General features: G+C 33.5%; 15 protein-coding genes. 12 read left to right on the top strand and 3 right to left on the bottom strand.

The window, feature by feature from the left end; all coding sequences use genetic code 11:
- Window positions 1-110: 110 nt before the first annotated feature.
- The 10 genes from BBI01_RS21000 to BBI01_RS20955 all read left to right on the top strand — a co-directional run bounded on the left by BBI01_RS21000 (window position 111) and on the right by BBI01_RS20955 (window position 7,301).
- A complete protein-coding gene (locus BBI01_RS21000) occupies window positions 111-887 on the top strand; it encodes an ATP-grasp domain-containing protein (RefSeq protein WP_065396607.1) in 777 nt (258 codons plus the stop codon).
- An 11-nt stretch (window positions 888-898) separates the two neighbouring features.
- A complete protein-coding gene (locus BBI01_RS20995; RefSeq protein ID WP_065396606.1) occupies window positions 899-1,444 on the top strand; it encodes a 3'-5' exonuclease in 546 nt (181 codons plus the stop codon).
- A gap of 20 nt (window positions 1,445-1,464) precedes the next feature.
- On the top strand, window positions 1,465-2,250 hold the full coding sequence (locus BBI01_RS20990; protein WP_065396605.1) for a hypothetical protein: 786 nt from the start codon (window positions 1,465-1,467) through the stop codon (window positions 2,248-2,250).
- A 21-nt stretch (window positions 2,251-2,271) separates the two neighbouring features.
- Window positions 2,272-2,649: a cyclic-phosphate processing receiver domain-containing protein gene (locus tag BBI01_RS20985; protein WP_083190184.1), complete on the top strand. Its 378-nt coding sequence runs from the start codon at window positions 2,272-2,274 to the stop codon at window positions 2,647-2,649.
- Between the two features lie 4 nt (window positions 2,650-2,653).
- The gene (locus tag BBI01_RS20980) at window positions 2,654-3,667 is read left to right on the top strand and encodes an RNA ligase, Rnl2 family (RefSeq protein WP_065396604.1); all 1,014 of its coding nucleotides are present in this window, start codon (window positions 2,654-2,656) and stop codon (window positions 3,665-3,667) included.
- Between the two features lie 53 nt (window positions 3,668-3,720).
- A complete protein-coding gene (locus tag BBI01_RS20975; protein WP_065396603.1) occupies window positions 3,721-4,311 on the top strand; it encodes an RNA ligase 1 family protein in 591 nt (196 codons plus the stop codon).
- A 191-nt stretch (window positions 4,312-4,502) separates the two neighbouring features.
- Entirely contained in the window at window positions 4,503-5,444 is a 942-nt protein-coding gene (locus tag BBI01_RS20970) for an MBL fold metallo-hydrolase (RefSeq protein ID WP_065396602.1), read from the top strand.
- Between the two features lie 118 nt (window positions 5,445-5,562).
- Window positions 5,563-6,126, top strand: coding sequence for a metallophosphoesterase family protein (locus BBI01_RS20965; RefSeq protein ID WP_065396601.1), 564 nt, complete (start codon window positions 5,563-5,565; stop codon window positions 6,124-6,126).
- Between the two features lie 22 nt (window positions 6,127-6,148).
- On the top strand, window positions 6,149-6,697 hold the full coding sequence (locus BBI01_RS20960) for a 3'-5' exonuclease (RefSeq protein ID WP_065396600.1): 549 nt from the start codon (window positions 6,149-6,151) through the stop codon (window positions 6,695-6,697).
- 52 nt (window positions 6,698-6,749) lie between these two features.
- Window positions 6,750-7,301 (top strand): 3'-5' exonuclease, encoded by a 552-nt coding sequence (locus tag BBI01_RS20955; RefSeq protein WP_065396707.1) that lies wholly within the window; start codon window positions 6,750-6,752, stop codon window positions 7,299-7,301.
- Between the two features lie 54 nt (window positions 7,302-7,355).
- On the opposite strand, the gene BBI01_RS20950 is transcribed toward BBI01_RS20955, so the two are convergent.
- Genes BBI01_RS20950 through BBI01_RS20940 form a run of 3 tightly spaced genes read right to left on the bottom strand, consistent with a single transcriptional unit; the run spans window position 7,356 to window position 9,049 of the window.
- Window positions 7,356-8,177 (bottom strand): alpha/beta fold hydrolase, encoded by an 822-nt coding sequence (locus tag BBI01_RS20950; RefSeq protein WP_165602284.1) that lies wholly within the window; start codon window positions 8,175-8,177, stop codon window positions 7,356-7,358.
- 46 nt (window positions 8,178-8,223) lie between these two features.
- Window positions 8,224-8,571 carry a GIY-YIG nuclease family protein gene (locus BBI01_RS20945; protein WP_065396598.1) on the bottom strand — a complete coding sequence of 116 codons (348 nt, stop codon included), beginning with the start codon at window positions 8,569-8,571 and terminating at the stop codon, window positions 8,224-8,226.
- Between the two features lie 52 nt (window positions 8,572-8,623).
- Complete coding sequence (locus tag BBI01_RS20940) at window positions 8,624-9,049, bottom strand: MarR family winged helix-turn-helix transcriptional regulator (protein ID WP_065396597.1); 426 nt, start codon at window positions 9,047-9,049, stop codon at window positions 8,624-8,626.
- A gap of 345 nt (window positions 9,050-9,394) precedes the next feature.
- Between BBI01_RS20940 and BBI01_RS20935 the strand changes: the two genes are divergently transcribed.
- Together BBI01_RS20935 and BBI01_RS20930 are read left to right on the top strand one after the other, a co-directional pair.
- Window positions 9,395-11,914, top strand: a complete 2,520-nt coding sequence (locus BBI01_RS20935) for a DUF6493 family protein (RefSeq protein ID WP_065396596.1) — start codon at window positions 9,395-9,397, stop codon at window positions 11,912-11,914.
- The gene (locus tag BBI01_RS20930) at window positions 11,911-14,610 is read left to right on the top strand and encodes a DUF6493 family protein (protein WP_065396595.1); all 2,700 of its coding nucleotides are present in this window, start codon (window positions 11,911-11,913) and stop codon (window positions 14,608-14,610) included. Before BBI01_RS20935 ends, BBI01_RS20930 begins: the two co-directional genes overlap by 4 nt.
- Window position 14,611: the final 1 nt, after the last annotated feature.

The raw sequence follows: 14,611 nt of genomic DNA, 5'->3' as shown, positions 1-14,611 counted from the left end.
TAATGCTGGAACTTAGAGGAGATAGCTGGAGGTTTTAACGATATAAGATTTACTTTTTGCTTTCATTTTCTAAGTTCCATTCTAAAAATAAAAATTAAAAACTAATAATCATGTATTTTCTAATTCAGTCTAATATATATTCAGATCCAGATCATTACAAAGTTTTTGATGCGCTGGAAGAATTAAATATTGAGTACGGTGTAATTAATATTTCTCCAACGGCAGATCAATTCGACTTTAAAACAGACCGAAAAGATGTTTTCGTGTATGGTTCTGTGACGATAGCAAGACTGGCAAAGCAAAATTCAGATTGGTATCCAGGATCTTTTTATGGAGGAAATCATTTATACGAGGTGTATTCTCAGCATTATGGGACGAATCTCTTAAACCATAAGGTTTCCGTTCATAAAATTTCAGAAGAAATAACCTGGGAAAAAGGTGAAGAAAAATTCATCAAACCTTACAACGAAGCGAAAATCTTTACAGGAAGAGTTTTTACAGAAACTGAATGGAAAGATTTCGTTTTTGAAAGACTGGAAAATCAAACTAACAGAATTACAGCAGATTCTTTAATTCAGGTGTCTGAAGCAAAGCGAACCATCAAAGAAGCAAGACTTTGGATCGTGGGCGGACAAATTGTTGATAGCGGTTATTACCGACTTCATGAGGACGCTCCTTTCGAAGAAAATGTTTCTCAGGAGGGATTAAATTTCGCTAATGAAATGATTCAGCTTTTTAATCTTGAAAAAGCCTTTGTAATGGATATTTGTTTAACAGATGAAGGCTGGAAAATTGTTGAAATCAATTGCATCAATAGTTCCGGATTTTATCCTAATACCAACGTGAAAAGTGTGATCAAAGCATTGAATAGCTACTTTTCAAAATAAAAAATAAAGAAATGCTTTTGTATGATAAAATTACAGTAATAGACATAGAAGCAACTTGCTGGGAAGATGATAAGATCCCTCACAATCAGGAAAGGGAAATTATTGAAATTGGAATCTGTAAGCTGAATATGTCAGATGGAAGTATCGAAGATAAAAGAAGTTATTTCGTAAAACCTTACAAATCCGAAGTAAGTGAATATTGTACACAACTGACGGGAATTACAGCAGAAAAACTGGAAAAAGAAGGAATCTCTTTTAAGGAAGCCTGTTCAAGAATCAGAAACAGATACAATTCACTCATCAGAACATATTCAGGATATGGAGGATTTGATAAGGAAATTGTTGAAAATCAATGTAAAGAATTGGACGTGAAATTTCCCTTCAGTGAAACTTATATTGATCTGAAAATTTTGATAAGTCTGATGAAAGGTGAAAAGCCAAGAGGACTTTTAAAAGAACTTCAGGCAAGAAGCCTCGAATTTGAAGGCAATAACCACAGCGGAGCAGATGATGCTTATAATACCGCAAAACTATTATATCACGTATTAAGAAAATAATACATATAAAAACTAAAAACATGACTCACAATAGAATAGCCGTTATCGGTTTACACGAACAGGAATACGAATATATACGACAGCATTATGATGGTCTTATGATCTGGCATCAGTCCATTCCGATGATAAAGGTAGTGGATGGAACATTATACGTTGAAAAAGCCCAGGGAGTAGGAATGCTTCCGGTAGATAAAGTCGTTTATCATGGAATTTTTGAAGAAGATCTGGATTTTATCTCCGGATTGGCACTCTGGAATGGTCCATGTTTTCCAAACGCGTATGGTATGCTGGAATGCCGATTGAAAATTCCTTGTCTAGCTAAAGCAATGAAATATTCCAAATTTAATTCTCAAAGAGGATTTATCTCTAAAGGAGCTTACATCAATACAGATACTGAGTTGGTTGCGAAATGGGGAAACTGGCATTGTGGAGAAAACAAACATAAGTTTACAGGAAGCTGGGAAAGTACTGAAAACAGTGTGCTTGAACCTTACTTTGAAGGTGATGCAGTAAGAATTTTAAATATAGGTGGAAAATCCTGGCAGATAAAACTCGAAGGAGAAACATGGTTGAAATCAATACATCCCGATAATGCCCAATTCATGGAAATTGATGCGGAACTTTTACAGGATACCTTATTATTGAAAGACAAAATAGGAATGGATGTTATAGCAAATGATTATATCGTTCAGAAAAACGGTCATAAACACTTACTGGAAATTAATCATATACCCAATATTACAAGGTTTGAAGAAGTAAGATTACATTTTCTGAAAACAGTTGCAGACTGGATTAATGATGATTAAATAAAGTTAAAAAATAAAGCAATGGAAATGACAAAAAGATTACTGTTTCTGGATGATGTAAGATATCCGATAGAGGCTTATCATTACACAAAACAGAACATTTTCCTCAGAAAAGACTGGCATATTGTAAGAAATTACAATCAGTTTATCAACAGGATTTTGGAAAAAGGACTTCCGGAAATGATTTCTTTTGATCACGACCTTGCAGATGTGCATTATCTGAAAACGGATACAGAAGATTTTGTAGAAAAAACAGGCTACGATTGTGCAAAATGGCTTATAGAATATTGTATGGACAACCATTTAAGCCTGCCAAAATTTTATTGCCACTCCATGAACCCTGTGGGAAAGAAAAATATTGAAGTTCTTTTAAAGAATTTTAAAACAATTAAAAACTAAAAAAATGATTTTCAAAACATATAACTCTATAGAAAACGTTTACCAGACCCGCGTGATCGATCAGATCAGGATGCAAGGCTTTGGGGATGAGGTTTTCATTGTGCAGGAAAAGGTTCATGGTGCTAATTTCTCTTTCTTTACTGACGGAAAGGAGATTAAGATCGGAAAAAGAACCGCTTTTATTGAAAAAGATGAAAAGTTCTTCAATGCACATCAGATTTTGGAACAGTATAGAAAAAATGTAATTAATTTGTTCCAAAAAGTGAAAACAAAATACCCGAATGTTGAAACTGTAGTGATCTACGGCGAATTGTTCGGTGGTGGTTACAATCATAAGGATGTAGAACCGGTAAAAAATGCAGTGAAAGTGCAGAAAGGTATTGAGTATGCTCCTTACAACGAATTTTATGCATTTGACATTAAGTTGAATGGAGTGACTTACCTGGATACCGATATTATCAATCAGATTTTTGAGGAAACCGGATTTTTCTATGCTAAAACCCTTTTTGAAGGAACCTTAGACGAAGCTTTAAGATTCCCGAATGTTTTCAATTCCAAAATTCCGACATGGTTAGGATTCCCGGAATTGAATAATATGTGTGAAGGAACCATTGTCAAAACTTTGAAAACCAGATATTTCGGAAACGGTGCAAGAGTTATTCTTAAAAATAAGAATGAAAAGTGGATCGAAAAGTCCAAAATGGTTAAAAAGAAGGAAAAAACAGTTCAAAAACAGATGTTTTTCAGCGAAGCAGCTCAAAATATCTGGGAAGAAGTTCAGAAATATGTCACTGTAAACAGATTAAATAATGTAATGAGCAAAATAGGTGAATTCCAACCTAAAATGATAGGGAAGGTAATCGGTCTTTTTGCACAGGATATTCTTGAAGATTTTGAGAAGGATTTTCCGGCAGTTTTCACGACGATAGAAAAAGAAGAACAGAAAAGGATCAACAAAAAGTTGAATTCTCTAGTAATTGATTTTATAAAAGAAGAGTTGATTTCGGCAAAAGTGTAGTTTGGGAGTGAAGCTGATCAAATAAAAACTTTTGCTGTTAAAACAGATTAAAAATGAAAAAGATAAGTACATTATTCAAAAAAGATATAAATAATTTAGGAAGAGTTATTAACGAAATTAATCCTGAAAACAATTGGGTTTTTGATGGAACAGCTATTGCTACGCAAAAGTTTGATGGTTCTGCATGTGCAGTGATCAATGGTAAATTATACAAAAGATACGATGCCAAAAAAGGTAAAACAGCTCCTGAAGGTGCAATTCCATGTCAGGAAGCAGATCTTATTACAGGTCATCATCCGCATTGGGTAGAGTGTAGTATAGAGAAAAAAGATGATCAATACTTCTGGGAAGGTTTCAATGCGTTGGCTGAATCAGGCAAGGTAGAAGATGGTACTTACGAACTTATTGGTGAGAAAGTACAAGGAAATCCTGAAAATATTAAAGGTCATTTATTAGTAAAACATGGAAATAATATTCTTAGTTTAGAAAGTTTGGATTTTGAATGTATCAAAAACTTTTTGAGCAATCCTGAGAATAATATGGAAGGTATTGTTTTTCATCATCCAGCAGATAATCGTATGTGTAAGATCAGGAAATCTGATTTTGGTGTACGTAGAAAAGCGATAAAAGAGCTTATTGTTTAAAATAAAGATTGAGTTTCGGTAAAAAATTACCGAAACTTTTTATGTATAAATACAACCACAAACCTTTGAGATTTATTGAATAGCTACAATATTTACAAATATTTCAGATGAAGACGTGAAAATTCCCCTCCCTTGGAAGGGTGGCGAAAATTCAAAAAATTTTTGACGGGGTGGTTTAAAAAGAAAAAATAATGTTACAAGCAGAAATAAAAAGTCTTTTAAAAGAAGACATCAGTATATTAATCAAAGTTGCCAATTCAGGAAAGCATTATTTATGTGACTGTGGTGAGGCAAGTTTATTAACGGTAAAAGAAATACAAACGGTATCGGCTGTATTCATCAGCCATACTCATATTGACCATTTCGCTAATTTCGATGGGATCTTCAGACATCAGATCGGAAGCGGAGAGAAAGTCGTGATTTGCGGACCGAACAATATTCATCATCAGGTTGAAGCAAGATTAAAATCCTATACCTGGAATTTAATAGATGAAAAAGCAATTGAATATGAAATTCGAGAGATTGTTTCCAAAGAAGAAATCAATGTCTATACAATCCGTCCACCACACTGGAACCTCGAATTGGTTAAAACTCAGAACTTTCTTTTTGAAGATGAATATGTGAATGTAGATTTTGCTATTCTGGATCATAAAACAGATTCCATTGCCTATTTATTTAAAGAAAAAGATACCGTTACCTTCCATGAAAATGCTTCTGATTTTAAGAAAGGAAAATGGATCAGCGAACTGAAGACAGCTTTTGAAAATAATGATTCAGAGAAAGAAATTGAAATAGAAAATACCATCTATAAAGCATCTGAATTATTTCATTTACTATCCCGAAATGAAGGATATAAGCTAGGTGTTATTATGGATCATGCAGTAGATGAAATCAATTATCAAAAGATAAAATCTGTTTTTATCAATGCCGATTTGGTTTACATCGAAACATTCTACAAAGATACCGATCAGGAATTTGCAAAGATCAATTATCACAGTTTTGCGTCTGCATCAGGAAAAATCATGAATGATTGTAAGGTAAAACAAGCTGTTCCTATCCATTTTTCAAGAAGATATTCTGAAGATGATCAACAGGAAATTGAAACTGCTTTTTATAAAGCATTTCGAAATTAAAAAAATAAAGCTCCATCCGTCACAAAGATTTATGTTGAGTACTTGATATTCCCCTCCAATAAAGGGAGGGATCTCAGATTTGACAGGATGGTTCAATAAACAACAAAAAATTAAAAAAATGAAACCCAATATATTCTTTACAGCAGACCATCATTTTGGTCATGAAAATATTATAAAATTCTCCGAAAGACCTTTTGAGTCTATCGAACATATGAACGAAGAGCTTATTAAAAGATGGAATGAAAAAGTAAATCCCGGAGATACAGTATACCATTTAGGAGATTTCAGCCTTGGTAAACCAGATTTTACAAAAGAAATTCTGGATCAGTTAAATGGCAATATACATTTGATAAAAGGAAACCATGAAGGTGCTGCTTTAACGTATCCCAAACGATTTGCTTCCATCAGAGATTATCACGAACTCAAAATAGAGGAAGAGGATAATAATAATGGAAAACAGAAAATTATTCTCTTTCATTATTCCATGAGAACTTGGAATGGCTCACACCGTGGAGTCTGGCAATTATATGGACATTCGCATGGAACATTGCCGGATGATGAAATGGCTCTAAGCTTCGACGTGGGAGTAGATTGTCATAATTTTTACCCTATTTCCTACGAAGAAGTGAAAGAGATAATGAAAAAGAAAAAATGGACGCCGCCTTTTGCTCCTAGAAATTAAGGCGATAGATTTTATAATAACCATGGAAACTACAAACGAAATAATAATTGTCGATCTGGAAGCAACCTGTTGGGAAAACGACAGGATTCCGATCGGACAAAAAGTAGATATCATAGAAATCGGAATTTGTAAGCTGGATCTTACATCTCACTCGATTTCCCATAAACAAAGCATTTATGTAATTCCTGAAAGATCAGAAATTAATAATTTCTGTACAAAACTAACTGGGATTACGCCACAACTCGTAGAAGAAAAAGGAATCTATTTCGAAGAAGCCTGCGAAAAAATAATGGATGAATACAATCCGGAATTTCTTACCTGGGCTGGATATGGAAACTTTGACAGGGAACAGATTTTCGAACAGTGTGACTGGCTTGGAATAGAAATTCCTTTTTCAGGAGAATATCTCGATGTGATGTACGAATTCAAAAGACATTTCAGGCTTCATAAATCTATAGGATTGAAAAGAGCTCTTGATCATCTTAAAATGAATTTCGATGGAAATCATCACAGTGGAGCAGACGATGCTTATAATACAGCCAAAATTTTACATAAGATTTTGGAAGCATAATGTAAAGGAAGTAAAAAAAACTACTTCTATTTTAATTAAAAAAAATAAACAAGTGAAAACAACAGACAATATATTAATTATAGACCTCGAAGCAACATGTTGGGAAAACAGACCGCCGAGAGGACAGGAAAGTGAGATCATAGAAATCGGAGTTTGTATCATGGATGCAAAAACGGGGAAGATCTCCAGAAATGAAGGAATTTTAATAAAACCTCGCCATTCAAAAGTAAGCCCTTTCTGTACAGAATTGACAACCCTTACCCAAAACTTGTTGGATAACGAAGGAATAATGCTTGAAGATGCTTTTGATATTCTAAGGGCAGAGTATGATTCTGAGAATTTAACCTGGGCAAGCTATGGAAACTATGACCTGAATATGCTTCAAGATCAGGCAAGAAGATTTTATGTGGATTATCCGTTGGGTGATGATCATATCAACGTGAAAACCTTATTCGGGGAAATACATCCTACAATAAGAAAAAGCGTAGGTATGCAGAGAGCTTTGAATGAACTTGGGTTCAAACTTGATGGTACTCATCACAGAGGGGTGGATGATGCAAGAAATATTGCGAAAATCCTTCACTGGTGCTTAAAGAACAACTAGTTTGTAAGTAAAAAGCATAACACAGAAAGGCTGTACAATAGTGTACAGCTTTTTTTATTGTATGATTCCAACAATGTTTTTAGTAATCAGATCATATAATTCTACAGGAATTGCGTGCCCCATTCCTTCTATCAGCATAATTTCAGAATTAGGAATAGAATCGGCAATATCTCTACCACAATCAGAGTGAAAAATAAGGTCTTCAATACCATGAATAACCAAAGTAGGAACCTTTATTTTCTTCAGAATTTCTGGGTTGTATTGAAAGGATCCCATTGCCAGAAGCTGTCGGATTATTCCATTTTTTGTCTTAGAGCGGCTAAGTTCCTCCTGGATCATTTGAATTTCAGATACATTATCTATTGGGTATTGACTCCCCGAAATTTTCTCAGCAAAAAAGAGTTTTTCATTGATATATCCTTCTTTATCAATAGCCGGATCAACCGGAGTCTTCATCATCATTGCCATCACTTCAGGATCAGAAGGAGGCAAATCAGGATTTAACGATGTTGACATAATAATTGTAAGGCTTAATACTCTTTCAGGAAAATAAGAACCTAAAAGTTGTGCGATAATTCCACCCATTGAACGCCCAACGAAATGTGCCTTTTCAATATGTAAATGATCAAGTAAACCTATTATATCTTTTGTCATATCTATCAGTGAGTAAGAAACATCATCTTTTTTAATAGAAGTAAAATCCCCATTAAAACAAAATTCTTTTTCAGAACGAAAAACAGACATTCCCGAATCTCTATTATCAAAACGAATCGCTCTGAATCCTTGATCTACAAGTAATTGACAAAAAGTATCATCCCAACGGATCATCTGACTTCCCAAACCGGAAATCAATACAATTGCCTGTTGATTTTCCATACCAAATATTTCATAGCATAAATCAACATCCTTAAGTTTCACAAAGCTATTCATGACGATACAGTTCCCTGTCACTTTCTAATAAGGCAGCCTGCTCAGCTTTTATGATTTCCTTACGATAATTGACATACGGATTATCCTGATTGGGAATAATGGTGATAAATTCAAACGAAAATCCTTCATTTCCGTATTCATTCCAGTCTTTCTGTAGCTCAGAGTTGGAAAACGAATCTCCATTCAGTAAGAATTTCATTTTATTGATAAGAGCTTCAAGATTCAAAGATCCCTGAATATATTGTTTCCCGTTAAAATTATTTTTCACAGAAAGAACGCCCATCGTTGTTTTGTGATTTTTTGCTTTTTCTCTCAATTGTTGTTTCAATGCATTTTTCATATTGATTTTTTTAAATTAAGAATCAACCTTTTTCCTCATTCATATTCTTTTATTATTTGATATTTCCTCCAAGATCAAATAGAAGGTCACTAATGATACGTAAAGACTTTATTTTTTTAGATGGAAGAATGTCTTTTGTAATATTTTCAGCCGTTGTTTTAGCCTCCTCAAATATCTTTTTTCCATTAGGAGTAATCACAACATAGCTCACTCTGGCATCTCTTTCATTAGTTTCTCTGGAAACAAGCCCGATCTTTTCTAACGGATTTAATAATCGAGTAACGCCGGAAGCTGTAAGTCCAATCTTTTCAGCAAGATCAATCCTTCGCATTTTATCCTCTGAAGCCGTACTCAGAATATAAAGAATGACAAAATCATTGAATCCAAGCCCATGTACACTCAACGTGTCAAACTTTCTGGAAATTATTGATTGCAGTTTATTAATGTTGATTAAAAATAATAATTCATTGCTTATCATTTGAAAAGTATTTGATTTGTCAAGTATTTTTGTTTTGCAAATATATAAAATTTAATGAATTACAATTTTAAAATAAAGTTTTTTTGTTAAATGTTTTTAAGAATATAAATAAAATATGTGATTCAAAATAGAATATTCAAATGAATGATAACAACATGGTATTTTATCCTTTATTTTATTGTTTTTGCATGATAAATCTTTAAACAGGGAATTTTATATATTGAATTGTGACAGGTTATGAAGATACTTTTATTAACTTAAAATTTTGTTAAAAAATTCACTTTGATGGGATAATTTACTGTCTGTCAGTCAATTTTTATTAATTTAGCTGACAAGAAAGAATTTATGTTTATTGCAGAGGAATTTAAGACGATATATTTAAACTATAAAATCAAGGAAATAGTTCCGTTTCTTAAAAAACTAATACCAAAAGATAAAAAAGAAGTTGCTTCTATCCTGAAGAAACATATCAATAAGGAATGGGGGCACAATGCAATCTCTGTGTTAGCAGCTTTGGCGTGCAGTACAACAAAAGCTGAATATGAGAAATTAAGACCCGGATACTATTCAATCCCAGTTAATCTTATAGACGAACTCTTTGAATTCTTCGTTCCTGAATGGATCGGAGAAAGCTATCTTTTCCTGGAAGGTTATGATTATCTAAAGGTTTTGGAGTGGGAAAATAAAGGATATTTTACTCTTAAAGAAGAAGTATGTGCCGAATTACTGGCATCTTCTTCAAGAGCTGATGAGGTTTTGTTTACTTATCCGGTAACATTAAAATCACATATCTGGTTTTTATTTGAATATGAATCTAACGTCACAGGATCTTACAGAGACAGAAATTGGAAAGATATTTTTAAAAAGCTTTCTGACGAAAATAAAATTGACCGTTCAAAAGTACTGAAAACAGCACTCAATGCTATCAATTTCAATTTTTCAAAAGAACATAATGCATGGTTTTTAGAACTTTTTATTCATCTTGAACCTACAGATCATGAAATCATAGAGTTACAGGACGAACTGTTCTTTATTTTTCATTCGACACAAAATTCTTTGTTTCCAGGATTATTGAAGATTATCAATTCTGTACTTATCAATCCTGAATTTAAAACAGAGAATTTCTTACAGTTTTCTGGTTCACTAATAACAGTTCCCACGAAGAATATTGTCAATGCAATGCTTCAGGCTTTGGAAAAAATTGTAAAAAACAACAAAAAATACAATGAAGAAGTCTGTGTTCTTATCATGCCTGTTTTTATGAATAAGGATAAAACTCTTCAAACAAAAGGAGCTAAAATTATTGCTAAATACGGTGACCATAATTCTGAAAGGCTTCGTAATGAACTGAATTTTTATTCAGGTTCCATTCTTTCTGATGCACAGACTTTACTAAATAAATTTTTTACAGACAATAAAATTCCTGAAATCAAGGAAGAAGTGTCAAACCTACAGGATTTATGGCATATGTCACAACCTGTGTTACCCATTGAAACTATAGAAGATTTTATATTTCTGACATCCCAAATATTCAATAACAATGAGACCTATCATTTTGATTTGTTTCTGGATGCGTTGGTAAAATTTAATAATGACTTTACAGAAGAGCATTTTAATCAATTGGAACCAGCATTTAAAGCTGCTATCAAAAGAAAAGAGACCAAAGGGCTTCATCACTTGATGGCTACATTTCTGGTGAATTATGCTTTATTAAAACAGAAAAATACATCAAAGATTTTACAGGAAGCAAGATTAGGATTTCCAACTCTGGAAAACTGGAGTGAAAAGAAAACTCCTTTGATTTTTAAGGCTTATCATCAATTACTTCTTGGAGTTTTTGATTTATTAAAGCAGAATAAAAAGCTTCCGGTTCTTTCTATTCCAGATCATACTCCCTCTTGGATTACAGCAAATAAGCTTGTCGATAGATTAAAAATTTATCAGCAATATGAGGAAAAAACAATCCCTTTTGATTTGCAGATAGCTATACTTCGTGTAAAAAAAGAAAACCTTCAAGAAGCAGAAAAATATGCCAAAAAACATTTGAATGAAGCTTACTTCAATCTTTTAAAACCTGTTTTTGATGAAAATTATTTTAAAGAACAGTATGAGAAAGAATATCTTGATGGAAGCTTCCAATGGGACTTTAGCTACAGGAAAATATATAAATGGAATGCTACTGAAGAAATACCACAGGTTTTAGTCTCCGTTGAAAATAAAAAAGAGGTTTCTGAAGATGCTTCTTTTTTGGATTATTTATTCAACTCATATCATGGTGTTTATGATCGGGATCTGATTCATATTTTATATACAGCTCCGTATTTTTCAGGATCAGTGGTCGCGAAAAAATACAATGAAAATTTGTCAAATGCTGATTATCAGTATAATATAAAGGGTAATGTGGAGTTTCTTGATGCGTGGATGAAACTCAATGTACCTTTCCAGCCGGTACATTATTTATTCCTCTCTTCGGGACTGTTTAATAAAGATAAAACCTTCTCTGGTATGGCTTTTGAAGTCTTAATAAACAAGGCAATTTCCGAAGATTTCAATATACAGAAACTTGGAATTTTGATGGGGGAAAAGATCAATTTCGGATGGGCTCCGGTGAAACGTTTTACAGATGGAGTATCAGGAGTTATCAATTTGAGTACCAGCCATAACAAAGCCTTTGAAAAACTGCTGATATCCATTCTTTCAGCAATTAGAAAGCCGGTTTTTAATCTTAAAAAGCTATTGGAGCTTTATTATGAACTGCTAAATCAGAATCAAACCAGAGTAGATGAAAATCTCACGAATTTGTTTCAAGAATGGAAAAAAGAGAATAACCTGAAAAAAATTATACATCAAATTAATAACCAATGAAAGAGAGACTTTATGAGATTCTTAATGAGGAAAAAGTACATGAGATCATCCCTTTTTTGAAGCAGCTTTCTTCGGAAGAAAAGAAAACATTAGTACCCACGATAAAGAAAATGGACCGTGAGATCAATAAGATCATCATGACCAAAAACTCTTATCATACTGCTGGTTCTGTAAATCAACACTCAATTATAGACATTGCATCATTTGTTTGTATGGATCAGAAAAACTTTGGTAAAAATTACTGGAGTTTTTTCCGGAATGCAGAACAGGCAGAGCAAATTCTGGAGTGGGGATGTCCGGATTGGTTTTCTGACTTCATTAACGATTCTATAGACGCTGAATTTACAGCATTTAATTATAAAGATATTTTAGGATGGACAGAGAAAGGCTATGTACAGCCTAAGCCGGAGTTGCTGGGATATCATTTGAGTAATTATCCTGTCGTTGATCTGGATCAGCACCCTGATACCCTTAAAACTCATTTTTGGTATTTATGTGAATATCCTTCTAAATCATTACCGTTTCAAAAAGAATGGTTTCCATTAATACAAAAGCTGGTAGCTGAGCAAAAAATTGAAAGAAAGAGATTCCTGCGGGAATGTCTTCTGGCATCCAACAGGAACTTCAATAAAAATGTTACAGGCTGGTTTATGGATTCATTTACAATATTAAAGCCAACGGATGAAGAATTAGTAGAACTTCAGGATGATTTGCTTGCCGGGCTGTCCTCTCCACAATCGAAGGCTGTCAATACCATTTTAGCTCATCTGAAAAAAATAGTAGGAACTCCAGAATTTAAAAGCGATGAATTTTCTCATTACTTACCTAATTTATTAAGCTCAGAAGTGAAGACTGTGGTAATTGCCAGTCTGATGCTTACAGAAAAAATATTTCAGAGGAAGATTATAGACCCGGAAATGCTGGGAATGGCTTTAAGTACTGCATTTGTAAGTAAAGATGATGGAATACAGTCAAAAGCTGCAAAAATCATTCAAAGGTATATTCCTGCATCTGATAATATGATGGAGGCACTTTCTCATTATTCGGATAATATTTTAACGAATGTACGTCCCATTTTAGCAAAATATATAGAAGAAAAACAACCGGAACTGGAAGTTATTACTTCAGAAAAGCTATCCCTTACTGCAGAAGAGAATAAAGTGAAAGTATTGGAGAGTTTTGAAGATCTTATGTTCTTCCTTCCTTTGGCTATTGATGACCCATATAGCCATCATTGTGATATAGCTTTGGATGGATTTATCCGTTTTGCGAATGATGTAGATACAGAATCTGTTAAATTGATTGAACCGGTATTTCTTAAAGCCTGTAAAACAATAGCAAAGTGGGAAGTCCCTTATCTAAATGTTTTATTGTGTAATCTGATTATCAATTATGGATTAGATTTATTGGGGAAATATCCTCTTCAACTTAAAAATCTTGAAAAAATATATCGGAAAACCCAAGATGAAGAAGCATCAAGAGAAACTTATTCAAACTATCAGAAAAAATTAGGACCGGTAGAAAATGTAGGAGCAGAATGTCCTACAATGGAGGCGTTCAAAGAAATCGCAATTTACATCAATCATAAAGTAAAATTGGGAGATAATACTCCGCTGCTGTTTACGGTAACACACTCACCATGTTGGATTTCTCCGGCAAGTTTGGTTGAGAAATTAGAGATCTATCAAAATAAAAATATCGAACCCAACCATCTTGATGTGCAGTTGGCATTTCAACGTTGTGCCCTGGATAACACATCAGAAGCAATACAGTTGGTTGAACAAAAATTAAAAGGAGAATATAAAGATTTATTATTGTTCTTCTTGGGTAAAAACGAAACTCCGAAAGGGAAATTTGAACATCCTTCATGGTGGATGACAGCAGGAATTACCCGTTCACCGGAGACTGTTTTTAAAGAATTTAAAGAATTTGGATACGATAATATTCCTGTCGAATTTTTCTCAGGAAACTATAGTTGGAAGACTATAGACAGTAAAAAGAACTCATACTATCCGGTAGAACTGAATATTGTGATTCCAAAATATCATCTGCAAAAAAGAAAAGCCCCTTTGTTTCTGGAATATTTTGTTGCAGAACAAAAAGAGCTTACCGAAATTCCAGCATTGATGTGGTGTTTTCCGAATACGTTAGGAAATGCTTTGGCGAAGGTTATTAAATATTGCCTTTTCTATTCCGGTATTGCAGAAGTGTATGAGAGAAACCTTGTGCTGCACACGGCACAGGCTCTTTATCAGATCAAAAAACCTTTAGATTCTATGGGGCATCTGTTTCTGGGAACAATATTCTTAGATGGAGATAAAACAATCAGAGGAACTGCAGCCGAAATCTGGCTGGAACATGTTTCTCATAAAATGATAGACAACGCTCAATTAGGAAAAGTGGTAGGACTGCATGAAAAGCTGGAGTGGGCTCCTGTAAAGAGGTTAACAGATCTTATGCAACATCATATGCTGAATGTAAGTAAGGACCATAATATTGCTTTAGAAGAATTAATCTCGAATATATTACTTCAAATGGAACAACCTGTTACCAATTTGAAAAAGCTGTTAGAAATTTATCATGAAGTATTAGCTTTAAACCAATCGGAGGCTAATAAACAAGTTATAGAGAAATTAAACGATTGGAAAGAAAACTCGAGCCTGAAAAAAATCTGCAATCTTCTTCTCAAAAAATAAA

This window comes from Chryseobacterium artocarpi, from assembly GCF_001684975.1.
In the GTDB taxonomy this organism is placed as follows: Bacteria; Bacteroidota; Bacteroidia; order Flavobacteriales; family Weeksellaceae; genus Chryseobacterium; species Chryseobacterium artocarpi.
Note: the sequence above shows the minus strand (reverse complement) of the source record. Positions and strands in the feature narration are given on the sequence as shown.

Excerpts from the sequence above, each read along its gene's own strand:
- BBI01_RS21000 (WP_065396607.1), top strand. The coding sequence starts at position 111 with ATGTATTTTCTAATTCAGTCTAATATATATTCAGATCCAGATCATTAC.
- BBI01_RS20995 (WP_065396606.1), top strand. The coding sequence starts at position 899 with ATGCTTTTGTATGATAAAATTACAGTAATAGACATAGAAGCAACTTGC.
- BBI01_RS20990 (WP_065396605.1), top strand. The coding sequence starts at position 1,465 with ATGACTCACAATAGAATAGCCGTTATCGGTTTACACGAACAGGAATAC.
- BBI01_RS20985 (WP_083190184.1), top strand. The coding sequence starts at position 2,272 with ATGGAAATGACAAAAAGATTACTGTTTCTGGATGATGTAAGATATCCG.
- BBI01_RS20980 (WP_065396604.1), top strand. The coding sequence starts at position 2,654 with ATGATTTTCAAAACATATAACTCTATAGAAAACGTTTACCAGACCCGC.
- BBI01_RS20975 (WP_065396603.1), top strand. The coding sequence starts at position 3,721 with ATGAAAAAGATAAGTACATTATTCAAAAAAGATATAAATAATTTAGGA.
- BBI01_RS20970 (WP_065396602.1), top strand. The coding sequence starts at position 4,503 with ATGTTACAAGCAGAAATAAAAAGTCTTTTAAAAGAAGACATCAGTATA.
- BBI01_RS20965 (WP_065396601.1), top strand. The coding sequence starts at position 5,563 with ATGAAACCCAATATATTCTTTACAGCAGACCATCATTTTGGTCATGAA.
- BBI01_RS20960 (WP_065396600.1), top strand. The coding sequence starts at position 6,149 with ATGGAAACTACAAACGAAATAATAATTGTCGATCTGGAAGCAACCTGT.
- BBI01_RS20950 (WP_165602284.1), bottom strand. The coding sequence starts at position 8,177 with ATGGAAAATCAACAGGCAATTGTATTGATTTCCGGTTTGGGAAGTCAG.
- BBI01_RS20945 (WP_065396598.1), bottom strand. The coding sequence starts at position 8,571 with ATGAAAAATGCATTGAAACAACAATTGAGAGAAAAAGCAAAAAATCAC.
- BBI01_RS20940 (WP_065396597.1), bottom strand. The coding sequence starts at position 9,049 with ATGATAAGCAATGAATTATTATTTTTAATCAACATTAATAAACTGCAA.
- BBI01_RS20935 (WP_065396596.1), top strand. The coding sequence starts at position 9,395 with ATGTTTATTGCAGAGGAATTTAAGACGATATATTTAAACTATAAAATC.
- BBI01_RS20930 (WP_065396595.1), top strand. The coding sequence starts at position 11,911 with ATGAAAGAGAGACTTTATGAGATTCTTAATGAGGAAAAAGTACATGAG.